General features: G+C 70.1%; 16 protein-coding genes. 4 read left to right on the top strand and 12 right to left on the bottom strand.

Features of this window, described 5'->3' with window-relative positions:
* Positions 1-98 precede the first annotated feature (98 nt).
* The 3 genes from GQ56_RS0117690 to GQ56_RS45575 all read right to left on the bottom strand — a co-directional run bounded on the left by GQ56_RS0117690 (position 99) and on the right by GQ56_RS45575 (position 4,265).
* Positions 99-2,051 carry a Xaa-Pro dipeptidyl-peptidase gene (locus GQ56_RS0117690; protein WP_031399927.1) on the bottom strand — a complete coding sequence of 651 codons (1,953 nt, stop codon included), beginning with the start codon at positions 2,049-2,051 and terminating at the stop codon, positions 99-101.
* 778 nt (positions 2,052-2,829) lie between these two features.
* Positions 2,830-4,083: a lipoprotein-releasing ABC transporter permease subunit gene (locus GQ56_RS0117680; protein ID WP_031399925.1), complete on the bottom strand. Its 1,254-nt coding sequence runs from the start codon at positions 4,081-4,083 to the stop codon at positions 2,830-2,832.
* A 26-nt stretch (positions 4,084-4,109) separates the two neighbouring features.
* Positions 4,110-4,265 carry a hypothetical protein gene (locus tag GQ56_RS45575; RefSeq protein ID WP_160257523.1) on the bottom strand — a complete coding sequence of 52 codons (156 nt, stop codon included), beginning with the start codon at positions 4,263-4,265 and terminating at the stop codon, positions 4,110-4,112.
* Between the two features lie 102 nt (positions 4,266-4,367).
* Here GQ56_RS45575 and GQ56_RS0117675 point away from each other — a divergent pair, with 102 nt between their 5' ends.
* Together GQ56_RS0117675 and pbpC are read left to right on the top strand one after the other, a co-directional pair.
* Positions 4,368-10,373: an alpha-2-macroglobulin family protein gene (locus tag GQ56_RS0117675; RefSeq protein ID WP_031399924.1), complete on the top strand. Its 6,006-nt coding sequence runs from the start codon at positions 4,368-4,370 to the stop codon at positions 10,371-10,373.
* Positions 10,374-10,427: 54 nt separating this feature from the next.
* Positions 10,428-12,845 (top strand): penicillin-binding protein 1C, encoded by a 2,418-nt coding sequence (gene pbpC, locus GQ56_RS0117670; RefSeq protein WP_031399923.1) that lies wholly within the window; start codon positions 10,428-10,430, stop codon positions 12,843-12,845.
* Positions 12,846-12,995: 150 nt separating this feature from the next.
* On the opposite strand, the gene GQ56_RS0117665 is transcribed toward pbpC, so the two are convergent.
* On the bottom strand, positions 12,996-13,616 hold the full coding sequence (locus tag GQ56_RS0117665; RefSeq protein WP_034198190.1) for a CDP-alcohol phosphatidyltransferase family protein: 621 nt from the start codon (positions 13,614-13,616) through the stop codon (positions 12,996-12,998).
* Positions 13,617-13,838: 222 nt separating this feature from the next.
* Positions 13,839-14,177, bottom strand: a complete 339-nt coding sequence (locus GQ56_RS0117660; protein WP_031399921.1) for a helix-turn-helix domain-containing protein — start codon at positions 14,175-14,177, stop codon at positions 13,839-13,841.
* Positions 14,178-14,255: 78 nt separating this feature from the next.
* On the opposite strand from GQ56_RS0117660, the gene GQ56_RS0117655 reads away from it, so the two are divergent.
* Both GQ56_RS0117655 and GQ56_RS0117650 read left to right on the top strand, forming a co-directional pair.
* Complete coding sequence (locus GQ56_RS0117655) at positions 14,256-15,155, top strand: hypothetical protein (protein WP_031399920.1); 900 nt, start codon at positions 14,256-14,258, stop codon at positions 15,153-15,155.
* Between the two features lie 207 nt (positions 15,156-15,362).
* The gene (locus tag GQ56_RS0117650) at positions 15,363-15,593 is read left to right on the top strand and encodes a hypothetical protein (protein ID WP_031399919.1); all 231 of its coding nucleotides are present in this window, start codon (positions 15,363-15,365) and stop codon (positions 15,591-15,593) included.
* Between the two features lie 122 nt (positions 15,594-15,715).
* On the opposite strand, the gene GQ56_RS0117645 is transcribed toward GQ56_RS0117650, so the two are convergent.
* From GQ56_RS0117645 to GQ56_RS0117615, 7 genes are all read right to left on the bottom strand, one after another.
* A complete protein-coding gene (locus tag GQ56_RS0117645) occupies positions 15,716-16,723 on the bottom strand; it encodes an aldo/keto reductase (protein WP_031399918.1) in 1,008 nt (335 codons plus the stop codon).
* Positions 16,724-16,776: 53 nt separating this feature from the next.
* Entirely contained in the window at positions 16,777-17,103 is a 327-nt protein-coding gene (locus tag GQ56_RS0117640) for a carboxymuconolactone decarboxylase family protein (RefSeq protein ID WP_031399917.1), read from the bottom strand.
* Positions 17,104-17,235: 132 nt separating this feature from the next.
* Positions 17,236-18,129 (bottom strand): LysR family transcriptional regulator, encoded by an 894-nt coding sequence (locus GQ56_RS0117635; RefSeq protein ID WP_031399916.1) that lies wholly within the window; start codon positions 18,127-18,129, stop codon positions 17,236-17,238.
* Between the two features lie 82 nt (positions 18,130-18,211).
* Positions 18,212-19,102, bottom strand: a complete 891-nt coding sequence (locus GQ56_RS0117630; RefSeq protein WP_031399915.1) for an alpha/beta hydrolase — start codon at positions 19,100-19,102, stop codon at positions 18,212-18,214.
* An 87-nt stretch (positions 19,103-19,189) separates the two neighbouring features.
* A complete protein-coding gene (locus tag GQ56_RS0117625; protein ID WP_031399914.1) occupies positions 19,190-19,933 on the bottom strand; it encodes an alpha/beta fold hydrolase in 744 nt (247 codons plus the stop codon).
* On the bottom strand, positions 19,930-20,736 hold the full coding sequence (locus GQ56_RS0117620; RefSeq protein ID WP_031399913.1) for a DinB family protein: 807 nt from the start codon (positions 20,734-20,736) through the stop codon (positions 19,930-19,932). Before GQ56_RS0117620 ends, GQ56_RS0117625 begins: the two co-directional genes overlap by 4 nt.
* A gap of 88 nt (positions 20,737-20,824) precedes the next feature.
* Positions 20,825-21,595, bottom strand: coding sequence for an alpha/beta hydrolase (locus tag GQ56_RS0117615; protein WP_031399912.1), 771 nt, complete (start codon positions 21,593-21,595; stop codon positions 20,825-20,827).
* Positions 21,596-21,677: the final 82 nt, after the last annotated feature.

Raw genomic sequence — 21,677 nt, 5'->3', positions numbered from 1 at the left:
CGCATCCGAAGCGCCGCTTGCGGCGACCGGAAAGCATCGAGGGCGGCCGGCGTCGGGAAGACGCCGGCCGCCCTCGGCCCTGTGCGGGGCGCGCCCGCTTACGACGCGACCAGCGGCACCGTCACCGACGTGCCGGCCGGATCGAGCGTCAGGCCCGTGCCCGGCGTCGGCCGCAGTGTCGCCTCGTTGTCGCTGGATAGCACGACGAGCCCGAGCCGGTGGCCGGCTTCCAGCCGGTAGTCGCGCGGCATGAACGTCAGCTTCAGGTCGTACGGCATCCCCGGCAGCACGGGTTCCGAGCGCCACTCGGACAAGCGGTTGCGCGGGTCGGTCCACGCCCGCGTGACGATCGTGGCCGTGCCGTCCGGTGCGCGATCGACCAGCAGGGCCGTCACGTTGGCCACCGCCGTGAAGGTCAGCCTGACGCGCGCGGTCGCGGCGCCGGACAGGCGCGTGGTCGCCGTCAGCGGCGCGGTCTCGAAGCGGCTGCGGTTTTCTCCCGTCGACGCGTTCGCCAGCGTGAGCGCGGGAATGCGCGCATCGTCGGCGAAGCGCGCGAGCGGGCCGCCGGTCGGCAGTCGCAGCAGCGTGCCGGTGCCTGCGCCGTCGCCGCCCGCGAAATACGTGACCGGCGTAGCGCGGCGCGCGGCCCAGTCCGCTTCCTTCAGCAGCGTGCCGTCCGCCTGCTCGATCACCGCGCGCGGATCGCGCTCGACGCCGTTGTCAACGCCGATCAGGTAGCGCGTAAACCACCGGTTTACCTCCGCGGTCCACGCATCGGCCATCGCCGGCACGCGGGTCGGGTCGGTGTGCTTCAGGCGATGCAGCCACAGCTGCGTCGGCACGCCCTGGCGCCGCATCGCCAGATGCCACGACGTCGACTGGTCGACGCGCACGTTGTCGTCGGTCAGCCCCTGCGCGACGAGCGCCGGCGCGACCGCGAGCGCGGTCGGGATGTCGCGCGCGGCCCAGAACCGCGAATAGTCGCCGGTCTTGCGGTCTTCCTGCTGCAGCGCCTCGTCGATCAGGTGCGTGCAGCGCTCCGGGTGCGCGTTCGTCAGCAGCGCCTTGATGTACACGTCGACGTCCTCGCCCTGGTAGCCTTCCGGCGCGCGCACGAGCCCGCCCGAGCGGTAGTAGCCGTACATGTTCGACAGTCCGGCGACCGGCACGATCGCGTCGAGCCCGCGCGTGCGCAGGCTCGCGACCATCTTCGGCAGCGTGCCGTCGTACGACACGCCGTACATGCCGACGTGGCCCGTCGACCAGCTCGCGACGACCGCCTTGCCGTTCGCGTCCTTCGCGGTCGCGTCGCGGCCGAGCCAGCGGATCACCGACGCCATCGCGACCGATTCGTCGCGCGTCAGGATCGTCGGGCAGCCGTCGGAGCCGGCGGTGCCGAGCGAATCCGCATAGACGATCGTGAAGCCGCGCGGGATGAAGTAGCTCTCGATCCACGAGCGCCCCGCGGCGGCCGCTTCGACCTGCTGCAGGATCCGCACCTGCGGCGCGGCGGCCATGATGCGTGCGGACACCGAGGCGGCGGCCGCCGGGGCAGGGGCGGCAGGATGCGGCGTGCCGTCGAGTTCGACGTCGACATCGTGGTCGGGGCTGTCGGCGAGCCCGGCGTAGTACGGGCTCGCGAGCACGATGACGGGCGTGCGGGCGCCGTTCGCGGTTTCGGCCGGGCGCACGACGCGCACGTGGATGCGGTCGCGCGTGCCGTCGCCGTCGGAATCGACCGGCGTATCGACCCACGCGTTCTCCTCGATCGTGCCGCCCGACAGCGACGGCTGGACCTGGCCGTTCGCGATCACGGGCCGGTAGCGCCCGCTGCCGGCCGGGTTCGCGTACGGGACGCCGGACGGCGAGATGCGCGACGTGAGCGATTGCGTGTCGGCCGCGGCGGCGGCCCCCTCCTGCGGGCTCTGGGCAAGCGCCGATACGCCCGCCACGCTGCCGCCGTCGTCGCCGCCGCATGCGGCGAGCGTCACGGCCGCGGCAAGCGCGGGAAGCCACGCGCGCCGCATTCCGGTTCGATGAATGTTCATTGTCGACCTCGTTCTTGTTCGTGATTGTCCGGAACCGGCCGGCCCGCGGTATGTCCCCCCCGAGGCCCGGCCGGGTGCTGCATCGGATGAAGCGGAACTGCACCTTCGAACGCACCGGGCGCGATGCCCGGATGTGGCGGCCGGCGTCGATGCCGGCCGCGCGGCGCGCACCCCGGCGGTTGCCGGGGCGGCGACGTCGCGCCGACCGTGGAGCGTCGGCGCGGCGGCCGATACGGATCGCCCGGCCGAAGCACGGCGGGCGGTCCGAAAAGAGCAGAGGAGTACGAATCGAGCGCGGCAGTGCCCGATCTTCCTTCAGGTTTCGGATGAAACGGAACGGCGCAATGCGATGAGGCGGGGATGTTGCGAACGGCGGTGCTGCAACGGCGGGAAAGCGCGACGCGAGTCGCGCGCGGCTGGCCGGATTGCTTTCCGGAAGCTTGCGCAAAACTTATCCCAGTGAAATCTTCATGTCAAACTTTTTTAGTTTGTGTCAAACAAAGTTTTGAAGAGATCGACGGGCGCTTCGAAACGGGGGACGGCCCGCCGCTGACGTCAGGGTGGTCAGCCGGCCGCGCGCGGCCCCCGGATTGCCGGATACCGGCCGCCGGCGGTCGTCGGGCGCGGCGACCGTCGTCTACGACCGGCGGGCAGGATGTGCGGCGCGGCGCGCGAATCCGCGCGGCGTCTGCCCGCGGTTCGCGTTCGAAGGCATCCTGAACGGCCGCGACAGCGTCGGTTTCCGCGAGATCGCGTGAGGCCGCGCCGGACGCCGCGCCTACTCGTCGCGCAACGCCTCGGCCGGCCGCACCCGCGCGGCGCGCCAGCTCGGGTACAGCGTCGCGACGCACGACATCAGGAACGCGGCCGCGGCGATCCCGATCACGTCGGGCGCCGCGAGCTTCGACGGCAGCGAGCTGAGGAAGTACACCGACGGCGTCAGGAAGCGGATGCCGAGCACCTGCTCGATCGCCGGCAGCACCCACGGGATGCTCACCGCGATCGCGCAGCCGAGCGCGACGCCCGCCAGCGTGCCGGCGAGGCCGATCGTCATCCCCTGGATCGCGAAGATCTTCGTGATCGAGCCGGGCGGCGCGCCGAGCGTGCGCAGGATCGCGATGTCGCCCTGCTTCTGCGTGACGGTCATCACGAGCGACGACACGAGATTGAAAGCGGCGACCGCGACGATCAGCATCAGGATCAGCGACAGCATGCGCTTCTGCAGCCGCTCGGCTTCGAACCAGGTCCGGTTCTGCCGCGTCCAGTCGCGGATATAGAGATCGCCCGACAGCGAGCGCGACAGTTCCAGCGCGACTTCCGGCGCGCGCTGCAGATCGTCGAGGCGCAAGCGGATGCCGGTCGGCGCGGGCACGTTGAACAGCGTCTGCGCATCGCGGATATGGATGTAGGCCAGCGCGCTGTCGTACTGATAGTGGCCGGATTCGAACGTGCCGACCACGTTGAACTGCCGGAACCGCGGCAGCGCGTCGCCGATGCGCGCGGCGTTGCCGGGCGCGAAGAACGTGAGGCGGTCGCCGATCTTCACGTGCAGCGCGTCGGCCAGCGCCGAGCCGAGCACGATGCCCATCTCGCCCGGCGCGAGCGCGTCGAGGCGGCCGGTCTTCAGCTTGCGGGCGATCGCCGACACGCGCGGCTCGAGCACGGGATCGATGCCGCGCAGCGCGACGCCCGTCACGTTGCCCGCGTTCGTCAGCAGCGCCTGCGCGTCGACATAGGGAGCGACGGCGCGCACCGCCGGATTCCGCAGCGATTCGTGCGCGGTGAGCCGCCAGTCGGGCATCGCGCCGGCCGGCGAAAAGATCTCCACGTGCGCGAGCACCGACAGCATCCGGTCGCGCACTTCGGTGCGAAAGCCGTTCATCACCGACAGCACGACGATCAGCGCGGCGACGCCGAGCGCGATGCCGGCCATCGCGGCGCCGGCGATGAACGACACGAAGCCGTCGCCGGCCGAGCGCCGGCCGCCGCGCGCATAGCGCAGCCCGATCTGCCATTCGAACGGGAGTTTCAAGCGGATTCCTTTCATTTCGATTCGCATCATGCCTGGCCGCGCATTCTAGCGAACGGCGCGCAACCTTGTGCAGCGGTCGCGCGCGGGCCGAAACCCGCCCGGCCGGCGTTGCGCGCCGGCACACCGATATTTCCATCGTTTCGGGTCTGATCGATAATGGCGCCCAGCATCCGGTCGAACATACCCGGTATCTACGGCGCAACCGGGCCGCGCCGTCACAGACCCATAACAATTCGGGGAAGGTTGCCGCTGCGGGCAGCATGTCCTTGACAAGGAAACAACCCATGGATTTGCTGCGCTTCCTGCTGCTCCTGCCGATTCGCGTGGCGGGCTTCGTCTGGTGGCTGCTCGGCTGCGCGCTGCGGCCGCTGGTCGGCGACGTGACGTGGACGGCGCCCGCGTGGACGGGCGTCACCGCCGCGGCCGTGCGCCGCCGCCCGTGGCATGCCGGCGGCCTCGTGCTGCTCGCCGCCGCGCTCGGCTACGGCGGGTACTGGCTCAAGCATCGCCCGAGGCCGCCCGAGCCCGCGACGGTCGGCTTCACCGTGAAGGCGCCGGCGATCACGTCCTACGAGGTGGACGATACCGACAAGCCGAAGATCACCGTGCATCCGCTCGAAGTCGTGTTCGCGCAATCGGCCGCGCCGATCGAGCGGGTCGGCAAGCCGGCCGGCGACGGCATCGAGATGACGCCCGCGCTCAAGGGGGCGTGGGAGTGGGCCGACGACAAGACGCTGCGCTTCACGCCGGCGGCGGACTGGCCGGTCGGCGCGCACGTCGAGGTGCGTTTCGCGGTGCACCGGGTGTTCGCGCCGCAGGTGACGATGCGCGACGACCGCTTCGCGTTCGACCTGCCGGCGTTCGCCGCGACGTCGGGCGACAACGAGTTCTACCAGAACCCCGACAATCCGGCGGAAAAGCAGGCGCTGCTGCAGTTGCGCTTCAACTACCCGGTCGATCCGGCCGAGTTCGAGAAGCGCATCGGCCTGGTGCTGGTCGGCCGCGACGGCAAGACCGTGTCGCCGCTGCGCTACACGGTGAACTACGACAAGACGAAGACGAGCGCGTGGGTCCATTCGCAGCCGCTCGACATTCCGCGCGATCCGCTGTCGGTGCGGCTCGACGTCGACAAGGGCGTGAAGAGCGCGCGCGGCGGCAACGGCACGCCGGATGTGCTGCACGCGTCGGTCGCCGTGCCGGGGCTCTACAGCCTGTCGATCGCCAATATCGCGCCGACCCTCGTCGACAACGAGCGCTACGAGCCCGAGCAGGTGCTCGTCGCGGAAGCGTCCGACGGCGTGCGCAGCGCCGATCTCGCCGCGCGCGCGAAGGCGTGGGTGCTGCCGAAGCGCAAGCCGGGCGTCGATCAGCAGGACGACGATCCGCCGTACGAATGGAACGTGGCCGACATCAGCGACGCGGTGCTGAAGCAGTCGAAGCCGCTGCCGCTCGAAGCGGTGCCGACCGAGGACGATTACGCGACGCTGCAGAGCTTCAAGTATCACGCGACGCCGGGCGACCGCATCGTCGTGCGCTTCGAAGGCGACCTGAAATCGGCGGGCGGCTACCTGCTCGGCCAGCCGGTGACGACCGCGTTCACGGTGCCCGACTATCCGAAGCTGCTGCGCTTCATGGCCGACGGCTCGCTGCTGTCGATGAGCGGCAGCAAGCGCCTGTCGGTCGTGTCGCGCAACCTGCCGGGGATGAAGGTCGAGATCGGCCGCGTGATGCCCGACCAGCTCCAGCATCTGGTGAGCTTCAACAACGGCAGCTACGCGCGGCCCGAACTGTCGTACTCGTTCAGCGAGGATCACATCGTCGAGCGCTTCGTGCAGACGCGCGCGTTCCCGGCCGGCGACCCCGGCAAGGCGCATTACGAAGGCATCGATCTCGGCCAGTACCTGAAGGGCGGCAAGCGCGGCGTGTTCCTGCTGCACCTGACGAAGTACGACCCGGCCGCCGAGAAGAAGGCCGACGATGCGAAGGACAGCGACGCATCGTCCGGCGACGGCAGCCAGGACCCGTCCGACAATGCCGATTCGGGCGACGGCAACGGTAACGGCGACGACAGCGACAACGCGCTCGGCGACACGCGTCTGATCGTCGTGACCGATCTCGGGATGCTGGTCAAGCGTGCGCTGGACGGCAGCCAGGACGTGTTCATCCAGTCGATCCGCACGGGCCGGCCGGTTGCGGGCGCCACCGTGTCGGTGCTCGCGGTGAACGGCCAGGCGTTGTTCACCCAGACGACCGGCGCCGAAGGCGTCGTGCATTTCCCCGCGTTCAAGGGGCTCGACCGCGAGAAGCGGCCGCAGCTGTACATCGTGAAGAAGGACACCGACCTGTCGTTCCTGCCGGTGGCCGGCCGTGACCGCCAGCTCGACTTCTCGCGCTTCGACGTCGACGGCGAACGCAACGCGACGGGCCAGGGGCAGCTGTCCGCCTACCTGTTCTCGGATCGCGGCCTGTACCGGCCGGGCGATCCGTTCCACATCGGCCTGATCGTGCGCGCGGCGAGCTGGGCGCGCAGCCCGGCCGGCGTGCCGCTGCAGGCGGAGATCGTCGACCCGCGCGGGATCACCGTCGAGCGCAGGCCGGTGAGCGTCGATGCAACGGGCTTTACCGAGCTCGGCTATACGACGGCCGAGACGGCGCCGACCGGCACGTGGACGGTCAACCTGTACATCATGAAGAACGGCGAGCCCGGCGACGAGCCGATCGGCAGCACGACGGTGCAGGTGAAGGAGTTCCTGCCCGACCGGATGAAGGTCGACGCCCGGCTGTCGCAGCAGGTCGTCGAAGGGTGGGTGAAGCCGAAGGGGCTGAAGGGGGTCGTCGATGCGCAGAACCTGTTCGGCACGCCGGCCGAGAAGCGCCGCGTCGCGGCGACGCTGACGCTGCGCCCCGTGTGGCCTTCGTTCCGCAGCTGGCAGGGCTATCACTTCTTCGACGCGCGCCGCGCGAAGGAGGGCTATACGACCGCGCTGCAGGACGGCACGACCGACGACAAGGGCCATGCGGAGTTCGACCTCGATCTCGACAAGTACGCGGACGCGACCTACCAGCTCTACTTCCAGGCGAAGGCCTATGAGGCGGAGGGCGGGCGCAGCGTCGCCGCGAACGCGCAGGCGCTCGTGTCGAACAACGACTGGCTCGTCGGCTACAAGTCGGTCGACGATCTCGGCTACGTGAAGCGCGGCAGCCCGCGCACGGTGCGGCTCGTCGCGATCGATCCGAACGCGAAGGCGATCGACGTGAAGGACCTGCGCGCGCAGCTCGTCGAGGAACGCTACGTGTCGGTGCTGACCAAGCAGGATTCCGGCGCGTACAAATACGATTCGCGGCTGAAGGAGGTGCCGGTCGACGAGCAGCCGCTGTCGATCCCGGCGGCCGGGCTCGGCTACGCGCTGCGCACCGACAAGCCGGGCAGCTATGCGCTCGTGATCCGCCGCGCGGACGGCGCGGCGGTGAACCGGATCGAATACACGGTCACGGGCGACGCGAACGTCACGCGTTCGCTCGACCGCAACGCCGAGCTGCAGGTGAGCCTCGCGAAGCACGACTTCAAGCCGGGCGAGCAGGTCGAGATCGCGATCCGCGCGCCCTACGCGGGCAGCGGCCTGATCACGATCGAGCGCGACAAGGTGTATGCGCACGCGTGGTTCCATGCGGACACCACGAGCTCGATCCAGCACATCACGGTGCCGGCCGGCTTCGAGGGCAACGGCTACATCAACGTTCAGTACATCCGCGATCCGTCGTCGGACGAGATCTTCATGAGCCCGCTGAGCTACGGCGTCGTGCCGTTCTCGGTGAACCTCGACGCGCGCCGCAACGCGCTGTCGGTCGATGCGCCGGCGCTCGTGAAGCCGGGCGACACGGTCAACTTCACCGTGCACTCGGCGAAGCCCGCGAAGGTCGTCGTGTTCGCGGTCGACGAAGGCATCCTGCAGGTCGCGCGCTACAAGCTCGGCGATCCGCTGAAGTTCTTCTTCCGCAAGCGGATGCTCGAAGTCGGCACGTCGCAGATCCTCGACCTGATCCTGCCGGACTTCGAGAAGCTGATGGCGATGGCCGCGCCCGGCGGCGACGCCGACGACGCGATCGGCCGTCAGCTGAACCCGTTCAAGCGCAAGCGCGACAAGCCGGTCGTGTACTGGTCGGGGATCGTCGACGTGACCGGCGACACGCGCCTGAGCTACACGGTGCCCGACTACTTCAACGGCAAGCTGCGCGTGATGGCCGTGTCGGTGTCGCCCGACCTGGTCGGGACGTTCGAGGGCGCGACGACCGTGCGCGGCGATTTCGTGCTGTCGCCGAACGTGCCGACGACGCTTGCGCCGGGCGACGAGGCCGACGTCAGCGTCGGCGTCGCGAACAACCTGACGGGCGCCGGCAACCAGCCGGTGCCGGTCGCGGTCACGCTGAAGACGGGCCCGCAACTGCAGGTGATCGGACCGGCCACGCAGAACGTCGCGCTCGCGCCGCAGCACGAGGGCGTCGCGCTGTTCCGCGTGAAGGCGACCGACACGCTCGGCTCCGGTGCGCTGTCGTTCGGCGCGCGCTACGGCGCGAAGGGCGCGCAGCAGCGCGTCGACGTGTCGGTGCGGCCGGCCGCCGCGTTCCGCACGCAGCTCGACATCGCGCGGCTCGATCCGGGCAAGAAGGCGAGCGTGCCGAACCTGCGGCCGATGTATGACGCCTATGCGTCGCGCGACGCGAGCATCTCGACCGCGCCGCTCGTGCTGTCCGAAGGGCTGTCGTCGTATCTCGTCAACTTCGAGCACTACTGCAGCGAGCAGCTGGTGAGCGCGGCCGTGCCGCGCGTGTTCGCGGCGAAGTGGCTGTCGGTGCGCGCGCTGACGAGCGCGATGCATGCGACCGACGCGGGCGCCGACGCCGACGCGACCGGCGCGGCGGCGATCGCGCAGTTCCTCGACGTGCTGCGCGGCCGGCAGAACGCGCAGGGCGGGTTCGGCCTGTGGAGCGCGACGCCGGACGCCGATCCGTTCGTGTCCGCGTACGCGATGCACGTGCTGCTCGACGCGCGCGAGCGCGGCGTCGCGGTGCCGAAGGACATGTTCGACGCGGGCAACCAGTATCTGCAGAAGCTCGCGGCGAACGATTCGCTCGGCTCGCTCGACCTGCTGCGGCAGCGCGCGTACGCGGTGTACCTGCTGACGCGCCAGGGCAACGTGACGACCAACAGCCTCGCGGCCGTGCAGAAGCGGCTGCAGGATGCGTATCCGAACGACTGGAAGAACGATCTCGCGGCCGCGTGGCTCGCCGCGTCGTATCAGCTGCTGAAGCAGGACAAGGAGGCCGCCGCGCTGATCGCCGGGCCGCAGGCGCTGCTCGAGCGCAAGCGCGCGTCCGACGGCGGCTACGCGACGGGCTACTACCTCGATCCGCTGACGCGCGACGCGAGCGTGCTGTACCTGATCGCGAAGCACTTCCCGGAGCGCGTGCGCAAGCTGTCGCCGCGCGCGATGGACAACCTCGCCGCGCCGCTCGTCGACAACCGCTACAACACGCTGTCGTCGGCGATGACGATCCTCGCGCTCGACGCGTACGCGGCGTCGAGCGCCGGCCAGCTCGACCAGCTCGCGATCGACGAGGTGCGCCCGGGCGCCGCGCCGAAGGACGTCTCGTCGATCCAGGCGAACCTCATGCGCTCGGGCACGTGGGCCGCCGGCGCGTCGCGCGTCGACTTCGTGAACGGCGGCACGCTGCCCGCGTGGTGGGTCGCGAGCCAGTCGGGCTACGACCGCGGCACGTCGACGAAGGCGATCAGGAACGGGCTCGAGATCGTGCGCGACTACACCGACACGAACGGCCGGCCGCTCGACAGGATCACGCTCGGCCAGGAGATCGACGTGCACCTGAAGATCCGCGCGACGGGCTCGGCGAGCGTCGGCAACATCGCGATCGTCGATCTGCTGCCGGGCGGCTTCGATCCGGTGATCGCGCCGCCGCCCGTGACCGACGCGCAGGATGGCGACGGCAACGCGGACGCCGGCGCGTCCGCGCCGGTGGCCGATGCGCCGTGGCGCTCGCCGATCGGCGTGGCGGGTTCGACGTGGCAGCCGCAGTTCGCGGACGTGCGCGAGGATCGCGTGGTGATCTACGGCACCGCGACGACCGAGGTGCGCGAGTTCGTGTACCGGATCAAGGCGAGCAACGCGGGCCGCTTCGTCGCGCCGCCCGCCTACGGCGAGTCGATGTACGACCGCCGCATACAGGCGCAGGCGCCCGGCGGCAAGACGCTGACGGTGGAGCGCGTGCGATGACGCGGCGGCTGCGGCGGCCCGGCCGGCGGGGCCGGGCGCGGGGAGCCGCCGGGCATGGCTGACGCATCCGCAATCCGGCGCGCGCTGCACGGCGCCGGCCGCTGGCTGCGGCGCTGGCAGAACTGGCTGGCCGGCGCGCTGCTCGTGTTCGGCGCGCTCGCCGCGTGCCGGCTGTGGCCGCATCCGCCGTTGCGCGACTGGAAGCCGTCGTCGGTCGCGGTGGTCGACGCACAGGGCCGGCTGCTGCGGCTCACGCTCGCGCGGGACGACCGCTACCGGCTGTGGGTGCCGCTCGACCGGATGTCGCCGCAACTCGTCGAAGCGGTGATGCTGCACGAGGACCGCTGGTTCCGCTGGCATCCCGGCTTCAACCCTTACGGCCTCGTGCGCGGCGCGTGGATCACGTACGTGCGCGGCGGCAATCCTCAGGGCGGCTCGACGCTGACGATGCAGCTCGCGCGCTCGCTGTGGCGGCTGAACACGCGCACGCCGGCCGGCAAGCTCGAACAGATCGGGCGCGCGCTGCAGCTCGAACTGTTCTACTCGAAGCGGCAGATCCTCGAAGCCTATCTGAACGACGCGCCGTACGGCCGCAACGTCGAAGGCGCGGGCACCGCGAGCGTGGTCTATTTCGACCGGATGCCCGATGCGCTGACGCTGCCCGAGGCGCTCGCGCTCGCGGTGATTCCGCAGGACCCGGCGCGGCGCGTGCGCGGCGGGCAGGACGAGATCAACCGTGCGCTGGCCGCGTCGCGCAACCGGCTGTATGCGCGCTGGCTGACGCGGCACCCGGGCGACGCGTCGCTCAGGCCGTTGTTCGCCTTGCCGCTCGCGATGCGGCCGCTGTCCGCCCTGCCGTTCGACGCGCCGCACGCGGTCGGCCAGGCGCTCGCCGCGCGCGACGCGTGGCGCGCCCCGCCGGGCCGCGCGATGGACGGCGGCGATGACGACGGCGGCGCGCGACTCGTGACGACGCTCGATCTCGATCTGCAGCGCACGCTCGAACGGCAGATCGCGCGCTATGTCGCGCGCAACGACACGCGCGGCGTGCGCAACGCGGCCGCGATCCTCGTCGATACGCGCGACATGGGCGTGAAGGCGCTGGTCGGCTCCGCGAACTTCTTCGACCGCTCGATCGACGGGCAGGTGAACGGCACGCTCGCGCGGCGCTCGCCGGGCTCGACGCTCAAGCCGTTCATCTACGCGCTCGGCTTCGACCAGGGCGTGCTGCATCCGCAGACCGTGCTGCGCGACGTGCCGACCGCATTCGGCCCGTATGCGCCGGAGAATTTCGACGGGCACTTCCTCGGGCCGATCACGGCGACCGACGCGCTGAACCGCAGCCGCAACGTGCCGGCCGTGTGGGTCGCGTCGCAGCTCAAGTCGCCCGATCTGTACGGGTTCCTGCAGGCGGCCGGCGTGCGGCGGCTCGCGAGCGCGCAGCACTACGGGCTCGCGCTCGTGCTCGGCGGCGGCGAGGTGACGATGCAGGACCTCGCCGCGCTCTACGCGATGCTCGCGAATCGCGGCGAGTTCCGGCCGCTGCGGCTGCGCGCCGATGCGCCGGTGGCGCCCGGGCGGCGCCTGCTGAGCGCCGAGGCGAGCTACATGACGATGGACATGCTGCGCCAGCACCTGCGCCCCGACGAGACGAGCGGCGCGCAGCCGTCGAGCGTGCCGGTGTACTGGAAGACCGGCACGTCATGGTCGTTCCGCGATGCGTGGACGGCCGGCGTGTTCGGCCCGTACGTGCTGGTCGTGTGGGTCGGCAACTTCGACAATTCGACGAATACGGCGTTCGTCGGCGTCGACGCGGCCGCGCCGCTGTTCTTCCAGGTCGTCGATGCGCTGAACGCCGAGCGCACGCTCGTCGAGCCGCCGCGCCCGGTGCCGCCGCACGTGAAGCGCGTGCGGATCTGCCTCGCGAGCGGCGATCTGCCGAACCAGTGGTGTCCGCAGCAGGGCTGGACGTGGTTCATTCCGGGCACGTCGCCGATCCGCGTGAGCACCGTGCATCGGCCGGTCGTGATCGACGACGCGACGGGGAAGGCGGCGTGCCCGCCGTACGACGGCAAGCGCACGCATACGGAGATCTTCGAGTTCTGGCCGTCGGATCTGCAGCAGGTGTTCGCGCAGGCCGGCATTCCGCGCCGGCGGCCGCCGCAGAACGCCGACTGCCGCGACGCGGGGCAGGTCGAGGGCGATTCGCCGCGCATCACGTCGCCGCTGCGCGGGAGTACCTATGCGATGCGGGTGAAGAGCACGGAGGAGACGCGCATCGCGTTCAACGCGACGGCCGATGCGAGCGCGCGTGTGCTTTACTGGTTCGTCGACGATGCGTTCGTCGGGCGCAGCGCGCCGGGGGAGGCGCTGTTCTGGCAGCCGGGGACGGCCGGCAGCCATACGGTTCGCGTGGTGGACGATCACGGGCGCGGCGACCAGCGGCCGCTGGCGGTGGGGCTGGAGCAATAGCGCGCCGCGGCTCGTTCGGCGGCTGGCCCGGCCGCGCGGATGCGCGCCGGGCGGCGCGCGCATTCAGTGCAGGGAAGGCGGTAGCGCACGCCCATGCGCGCGCGTCGGTGTGCGTCCCGGCGGCACGGCGCGCGGCCGCCGGTCGCCCGGTCAGGGCTTGGGTACGCGGATCCGGCTGATCATCAGCGAGCCCGACAGCGCGAAAAGCAGCGTCAGCGGGTGCAGCGTGGCGCCCCAGATCTGGATCTGGCCGAGCCACATGTTCGGGCCGATCGCGTCGAACCATGCCGCGACGGCCAGCAACAGCACGAGGACGATCGAGGTCGGAATCGGCGTGCCCTCGAAGTAGGACACCTTGCCCGACTCCTGGGACAGCGCTTCCGCCGTCACGTTGTAGCGGGCCAGCCTCGATACGCCGCAAGCCACGAAATACACGAGGATCAGGCGGTCGTACAAGCCCCGCATCCCGCATCCATAGCCGATGACGGCAGGCGCGACGCCGAACGAGATCACGTCCGCGAGCGAATCGAGTTCGCGGCCGAGCGCGGACGATTTCTGCCGCCAGCGGGCGATTCTTCCGTCCAGCACGTCGAACACCAGCGCGCCGAGAATCAGGCCGCTGGCGTAATGGATGTGCAGCGTATCGCCGGACGCGATGTACGAGATGATCGAGAACAGCGCGCCGGTGCCGCACACCGCGTTGCCGAGCGTGAACCAGTCGGCCAGATGAAACTCGCGGATCATAGAAAATCGTCGGGTGTTTTTGGTCATTCTGATATCGGCTGGATTGAGGAGCGTTCCATGGTGTCGGGCCGCTGAACGGGTTGGCGGGCGGATGCAAGGCGCAGGGCATGCGGCCCGCCGCGCGAGGCGATCCACTTCGGCGCAATGCGCGGGCAGGCGACATTCACGGGAATTCGCGAGGCGCCTTCTTTCTCGCCCGCCCGATTCCAGTTGCGGCCGCGCGCAGGCTCCGCCCCGCGTCTGCCTTGGTTACCCGTCGTCCGCCTTCGCCTGCAATCCCTTCAACCCCTGGATCACGACCAGCAACGCGCGCCCGTGCTCGTCCGATCCATCCCACGCGTCGACGATCGCGTCGCGCAGCAGGTCGTTATAGCGGCGGCGCGACGGCCCGGTATCGACACCATAGAAACTGCATAGTTTATTGAATGGCGCGCTACGGCGCAGCCGCTGCCCGTTCGACAGCCGCAGGCGCGACACGGTTGGTTGGCTGACCCCGGAAAGTCGCGCAATTTCGCTGGACGAGCGTGTATCTGCCATCAAGCGGCGCAACAGGTCTTGAACGGGAAAATCTGGGTCCGGGGCTTCCATGCGATGCATTATACCTATACAGTTACGGCTGTTGAATGGGCTTGCTGTCACCAGCGAGGCTGTATCCCGAGATAGTTGATGACACTGAAACACCTCCCCCCCACGTTCTGCTGGACCAAGATCGGTACCGAGTCCGGCGAGGAACTGCCGACCGTCGTGCTCCGCAAGGAATGGGAGCGGCGGCTCGGGGGCGGGCGTTTTCTGTGGGGCATCAACCAGCCGCTCGGCAGCAGCGCGCAAGTCGCCGCGCATCGCACGGGCTCGCTGCTCGCGCTGTTTTCGCCGGTCGCGTCGCGCCCGCGCGCGGGCGAGCGCAAGGACGCGCTGCTGTGGAATGCGTGGGTCGACGCGAGCGGGCAGGTGCGGCCGTTGCCGCCGCACACGTTCATCGCCAGCCGCTCGACCCTGCCGTCGGGCCGGCGCCGCGAGCAGCACTACGCGCTCGTGTGCGCGTCCTCCACCGCACTGACGGTCGGCACGCAGTTGCGCGTGTTTCCCGATCACCTGCGCAGCGTGAGCAGCGGCAAGCCGCTCGGCGCCGCGCAGGGGGCGGCCGTGGTCGATTGCGTCGGGCGCGCGAAGGAGCAAACGGGCAAGAGCTATCCGCTCGCGCTGTCGGTCGAGCTCGAAGCACCGTATTTCGTGCGGCTCGCGCAGCCGTGCGTGCTGAAGGCGCGCGATCTCGCGGAAGTGAACAAGGCGACGCGCGCGGGCGATTTCGATCGCTTCGTCGAACTGGTCGCGCGCTTGCGCGGCCGTTCGCCGACGGACGCCGTGCGCGGCGTCACGCGCGATCTGTTCGACGTGCCGCCGATGGAAACCGCGGCCGCGTATGTCGCGCCCGCGCAGGCCGCGCGGTTGCGCAACCGGCCGGCGGCCGAACATCCGCGCGATCTCACCGGCGATCTGTTCGACCTGTCGCCGGCCGAGGCGGCCGCGTTCGCCGGCCTCGTGCATCCGCGCGTCGGGCGCGCGTGACGGCAGGCGCGACGCAGGTCGCGCCGGAATGTGTTGCAATCCCGCCCTGGCGCAGCGGCGGGCGCGGGGGGACAATCGGCACGAGGCGCGCCGCGCGGCGGCCGATGCATCGCCGCCCGACGGGCCGTGGTTCACGCCGCCGACATGCGTGCCGCGCACACTGAATGTCGGCAAGCTTCACACTGCAACCCTGAGGGAGGAGTGTCGATGTCGATCCACATCCGTTCGCGGGAAGCCCTGGCCGCGCAACGCTTCGTCGAAGCGACGCGCAACGTCGATCAGGCCTTTCGCGCCGTGCGCGGCGAAAGCGACGACGAAGGTTCGTCGGCCGAATACGCCCGCGCGATGTCGCGTCTCGATCGCGCGCTCGACGAGCTGGCGCTTGCGCAGGAGTGCTTCGACCGCGCCGTCGGCGGAGGGGCGGCGCGCGACAACTGATTGCGCCGCTTTCATTGCTTCCACCGGTTCCGCTGGTTCCACCGGTTCCGCGCGCCGGGTGCGCGCATCCATCCGCATGCCGGGCCAGCCGCCCGGCACGTCATCCGGTTTCCGTTCCGACTTCAGACCTGACGGCCTTCGACCGGATACCCGGGATCGGTGTAGCCATGCGTCGACGCGTGCCCGGGCGGCACGAGCGAATCGACGAAGCGTTCGTCGTCCGGGCCGAGTTCGAGCGTCAGCGCATCGATGTAGCTGTCCCAGTGCGCCTCGGTGCGCGGCCCCGCGATCGTCGAGCTGACGATCCGGTTCTTCATGACCCATGCCAGCGCGAACGCGACGGACGTCGTGCCGCGCGAAGCCGCATGTTCGGCCACCTGCTGCGCGATGTGCAACGATTCGGGGCGCCATTCCGTTTGCCGGATCCGCCGGTCGCCGCGGCCCGCGCGTGAATCGGCGGGCGGTTGCGCATCCACCGCGTATTTGCCGGTCAGCACGCCGCGCGCGAGCGGGCTGTACGGCACGACGCCGATCCCGTAATGCGCGGCGGCCGGAAGCTGTTCGACCTCGGCCGTGCGATCGACGAGGTTGTACAGCGGTTCGCTCGCGACCGGACGATCGATGCCGAGCTGGTCCGCAAGCCGCACGATCTCGGCGATGCGCCAGCCCTTGAAGTTCGACAGCCCGAAGTAGCGCACCTTGCCTTGCCGGATCAGGTCGGCGATCGCGCGCATGGCTTCGTCGAGCGGCGCGTCGGCGAGCGCGCGATGGAAATAGAGGATGTCGATGTAATCGGTGCCGAGCCGCTTCAGGCTCGCGTCGACCGATTCGACGATCCATTTGCGCGACTGGCCCTGCCGGTTCGGCCCGGCGTCCGGCCCGGCCGGATAGCCGAACTTCGTCGCGACGATCCAGCTGTCGCGGCGCGGCGCGATCGCGCGGCCGACGACCTGTTCCGAGCGGCCGGCGTGATACACGTCGGCCGTGTCGATGAAGTTCACGCCCTGGTCGAAGGCCTTGTCGACGATGCGCGCCGAGGTCGCTTCGTCGGTCTCGCCGCCGAACATCATTGCGCCGAGACACAGCGGCGACACCTTGAGCGCGCTGCGCCCGAGATAGCGGTAATCCATGGAGTTGCTCCCTGCGGGCCGGTGCCCGCCGGTTGAGTGAAGGGCAGCCGCGCTTATACGCCGGCTTCGTCGAACGCGCGCTGCGCGATCGGCAGCGCGGAGCTGGCGGTCGGCCAGCCCGAGTAGAACGCGAGGTGCGTGATCGCCTCGATCAGCTCGTCGCGCGTGAGGCCGTTGTCGAGCGCTTTCTTCAGGTGGAACGGCAGTTCGTTCACGCGATACAGCGATACGAGGCTCGCGACCGTGACGAGGCTGCGGTCGCGCGGCGACAGGCCGGCGCGCTGCCACACGTCGCCGAACAGCACGTTGTCGGTGTAGTCGGCGAGGGCGGGCGCGATGGCGCCGAATGCCCGGCGCGCGGGGGTGGTCGGTTCGGACATCGAGGGCTCCGGAAGACGTTGGGGAACGCCGACGATGGTAGCCGCCGGTGTGCCTGACGATAATCCCCGGCAATGCGCATGCACTTATCGACCGGATTCATGAATCGCGCGCACGCCCGGCCCGCGGGCCGCTCATGCGCGATGGCGCAGCGCGTCGACGATCACCGCGAGCGCGCGCGACGATTGCCGCCGGCTCGCGTAGTACAGGTGATGGCCGGGGAACGTCGGGCACCAGTCGTCGAGCACGCTGTCGAGCCGGCCGGCGGCGACGTGCGGCGCCGCGAGTTCGGCCGGCACGTATGCGAGCCCGTAGCCGGCGAGCGCCGCGTCGAGCATTTCGTACGTGCCGCTGAACGTGAGCTGCCCTTCGACGCGCACCTGCAGCGACGCGTCGCCGCGTGCGAGTTCCCATGCATACAGCGCACCGTGCGTGGGCAGGCGCAGGTTGATGCAGTCGTGCGCGACGAGATCCTGCGGCGATTCGGGGCGGGCGCGCCCGGCGAAATACGCGGGCGCGCCGACGATCGCCATCTTCAGGTCGGGCGAGATGCGCACGGCGATCATGTCCTTCGCGACCTGGTCGCCGAGCCTCACGCCGATGTCGAAGCGCTCCGCGACGATGTCGGACAGCCCGTAGTCGGTCACGAACTCGACCTTCAGGTCGCGGTAGTCGCGCAGGACGGTCGCGAGCTTCGGCCACAGCAGCGTGCGGATCACGAAGTCGGTCGCGTTGATGCGCACGGTGCCGGCCGGCTGGTCGCGCAGTTCCGCGAGCGCGGCCAGCTCGGCCTCGATCTCGTCGAAGCGCGGCGCGAGGTTGTGCAGCAGGCGCTCGCCGGCCTCGGTCGGCGCGACGCTGCGCGTCGTGCGCGTGAGCAGCCTCACGCCGAGGCGCGTCTCGAGCGCGCGGATCGTGTGGCTGAGCGCCGATTGCGATACGCCGAGCCGGGCGGCGGCGCGCGTGAAGTTGCGCTCGCGCGCGACGGCGATGAAGGCGATCAGGTCCGCAAAGTTGTCGCGCGGCATGGCGGGAGTCGGAGGGTCGATGCCCGCGCATCGTACCACCGCGCTTGCCGGGCCGCGCGGCGGCGGCGGCGTGGCGCGGGTGTCAGCCCGCGCGCGTGACGCCCGGCGCGGCAGGCGCGGGGCGGTATGCGTAGCCGCTGTGCTGGAACGACGTCGCGAAGAACCGCATCTGGTAGCGGATCGCATTCGCCCAGTAATCCCACGTATGGCCGCCGGGCCGCTCCGCGTAGTCGTGCGGCACGCCGAGCGCGACGAGCCGTTCGTGCAGCGTGCGGTTCGAGCCGACGAACGCGTCGTCGCGGCCGCAATCGATCGTCAGGTCGAGATGCGTATGGAGGAACGCGTCGGCGCTGGCGACGATCACGTTGCGGTTCCAGAACGACGGATGGCGGCCCGGATCGCCGAATACGTGGTCGATGCCCGGCTCGTCCTCGCAGCAGCGCGGATCGACCGCGCCGCTGATGCTGCCGACCGCGCCGAACGTGTCGGGCCGGTCGAGCGCGATGCGCAGCGCGCCGAAGCCGCCCATGCTGAGCCCGGTGATCGCGCGCGCGTGCCGCGTCGCGATCGTGCGGAAATGCGCGTCGACATAGGACACGACTTCATTGCCGATGAAGGTTTCGTAGCGGCTGCCCGAGTCGAACGGGCTGTCGATGTACCAGCTTTCGTGCCCGCCGTCGGGCATCACGAGGATCACGTGGTAGCGGTCGGCCAGCGCGGCGATGTGCGTGTTCGACGTCCAGTCGGTATGGTCGCCGCCCGAGCCGTGCAGCAGATAGACGACGGGATAGCGTTCGTCGGCGCGGTTGCCGCGCGCGTAATCGTCGGGCAGCACGACGGTCGCCTTCAGCGTCTCGCTCATCGCGGCACTGGGAATCGCGATGACGCGTGCATGAAACGCGAGAGCCGGGCCGGAAACGGCGAGCAGCAGAAGCAGCCAGATGGCGCGCGCCAGGTTCTTCGATCCTCGCATGTGTCGACCTTGTCGGGCGCCGTGCGCCGGGAAACCTCGTTCGGACGACTCTAGCAATCGGGCCTTTCAACCATATTTCGGCGAATCCTACGGGTTGTCAGGCGCGCGGACGATGCGCCCGAGCGTGTCGCGAAACGCAGCGGGCCGCTCGGCCGGGATCAGGTGCCCGCAGCGCTCGATCGTGTCGAAGCCGGCGCAGCGCGCGAGCGCCCAGTCGGGCACGTGCCAGCCCGCACGCGAGCGTTCGCCGGCGATCAGCCAGACCGGGTGGCGCTCGAACACCCGTGCAAGCGCCTGCAGGTAGCCGGGCTCGCCGGTCGTCGCGACGACCGAGCGGCCCATCGCGCGCAGCGTCGATGCGGGCTGATGCGCGAGCCAGCGACGGGCGTCATCGAGCAGGCCGGGCGACGGCGCGTCGATCGCGCCGCGCAGCCAGCCGAGCGGATCGGCGCGCAGGCCGTCGAGCATCGCGTCGGCCTCGCCGGGCGTCATGCGGCCGACCGACGCCGACCAGAACGCGTCGTCGAGCGTGAAGTTACCTTCGACGTTGACGATCCGCCGCACACGATCGGGATGCGCATGCGCGAACAGCATCGCGATGGCGCCGCCGACCGAGTGGCCGACGACATCGACGGGCCTGGCGCCGAAGTGCGTGTCGACCGCGCGGCGGACCTGCTCGACCTGCGCGGCGAGCGTGATCGCGTCGCTTGGCGCCGCACGATGCGCGCCGTAGCCGAGCAGGTCGGGGGCGAGATGCGGGCCGTGCCAGCCGTGCACGTCGAACGTGCCGATGAAACCGTGAATGAAGACGACGGGCGTGGGCTCGATCATGGGGCGGGCGCGGAAGGAAGGGGCGGCAGCTCGAGTTCGGCGAGCAGTTCGTCGAGTTCGAGCACGTGCGTGCGGTCGTGGTCGAGCAGTTCGCGCACGAGTTCGTCGAGCGACATGCGGCGCAGGCCGTCGCGCAGCCCGCAGCGGGCGAGTTGCGCGGGCGTCAGCGCGGCCGCGGTGGCGCACAGCGCGGCGCGGCCCGTGCGGAACGCCGCGACGGCGGGGGCGAGCGGCTGCGCGGCATAGTCGCGTTGCGCGGCGAGCACGGTGCCGTCGACCGACGCGATCGCCGGCAGGTCGCGCGTACGCACGGCGTCGATGCGTTCCGCGAACACCGCGTCGAGATCGCGCAGGTGGCACGCATGCTCGACGAGCGAGAAGCCCGTGCCGGCCGGGCGGCGCGTCCGCAGCGCGGCCGGCACGTGCGCGACATAGGCGGCAAGCCGTTCGGGCAGGTGGGCCAGCGCGGCGACGACCCCGGCGAACGGCAGCCGTTGCGGATACGCGCTGAATACCGCGCCATAGCTGAACAGCGTGCCGTCGAGCCGCCCGCGCGCCTGCACGACGTCGTGGCCGTGGCGGCGCATGACTTCCGCGACCATCGCGCCGCAGAACTGGCGGGCGGTCGTGTCGGTGTCGATTTCGGGGAATTTGACGGCGATCTCGTGCTGGATCGCGCCGATCGCGGCGACGCCCACGCGCGACAGCGCCGCGAATTCGGCGTAGCGCGCGGATTGCGCGATCAGGGCCTCGAGCTGGGCGCCGAGCGGGGTGCTGCGAAAGCGGTCGAAGCGGGAGTGCATGGTGGAAAGGTCTCGTACAGTAACGTTTCAAAACGATACGTTACTGTACAGTTGGCGTCAACGCGGGGGAGTCGGGCAATGCGCGGCATTACTCGTTGCCGGCGTTCCTGGCAGCCTGTTCGATCAGCTTCGCGACTTCGGCCGGATGCGAGATGTAGGCCACGTGGCTCGATTTCAGCTCGATCGTCTTGCTGCCGGCGCGTTGGGTCATGAAGCGTTCGAGCTCGGGGTTGATCGCGCGATCCGCGGTGGCGACCACCGCCCAGCTCGGTTTCGTCCGCCATGCGGCGTGCGAGATCGGCACGCCGAACGACTGCGCCGCCGGCGTCACTTGCGAGATCGCCATGAATTTCGCTTCGGCGGCCGGCACGTCGGCCGCGAAGTCGGCGTGGAACGACGCTTCGTCGAAATACAGGTGGCCGTCCTCGGTGGCCTTGATCGCCTTCGTCGCGGGCGGGGTCTTCTTCGTCAGGTCGAGCGGGCTTTCGCCGGTGTCGGGCTGGAACGCGGCCACGTAGACGAGGCCCGCGACCTTGTCGTCGTTGCCGGCTTCGGTGATCACCGCGCCGCCGTAGCTGTGGCCGACGAGGATGCTCGGGCCGTCCTGCGCGTCGACGACGCGCCGGGTGGCCTTCACGTCGTCGTCGAACGACGTTTCCGGCTGCTGCACGACGGCGACCTTGTAGCCGTCGCGCGTCAGGATGTTCGAGACGGCTTGCCAGCCCGAGCCGTCGGCGAAGTAGCCGTGAACCAGCACGACGTTCTTGACGGGGGCGGCGACGGCCGCATGCGAGCCGAAGGCGGCGGCGGAAACGGCGAGTGCCGCGGCGATCGTGCGGATGTGGGACAGGCGCTTCATTTTCATTCTCCAGAAGAAAAACAGGGTAGGGACCGTCGGATATCGACAGGCATCTTGTTTCGTCAATGTAGTCATCCTACTA

Source organism: Burkholderia paludis (genome assembly GCF_000732615.1).
Classification (GTDB): Bacteria; Pseudomonadota; Gammaproteobacteria; order Burkholderiales; family Burkholderiaceae; genus Burkholderia; species Burkholderia paludis.
The sequence above is the reverse complement of the archived record's forward strand: the minus strand, read 5'-3'. Positions and strand labels throughout refer to the sequence as shown.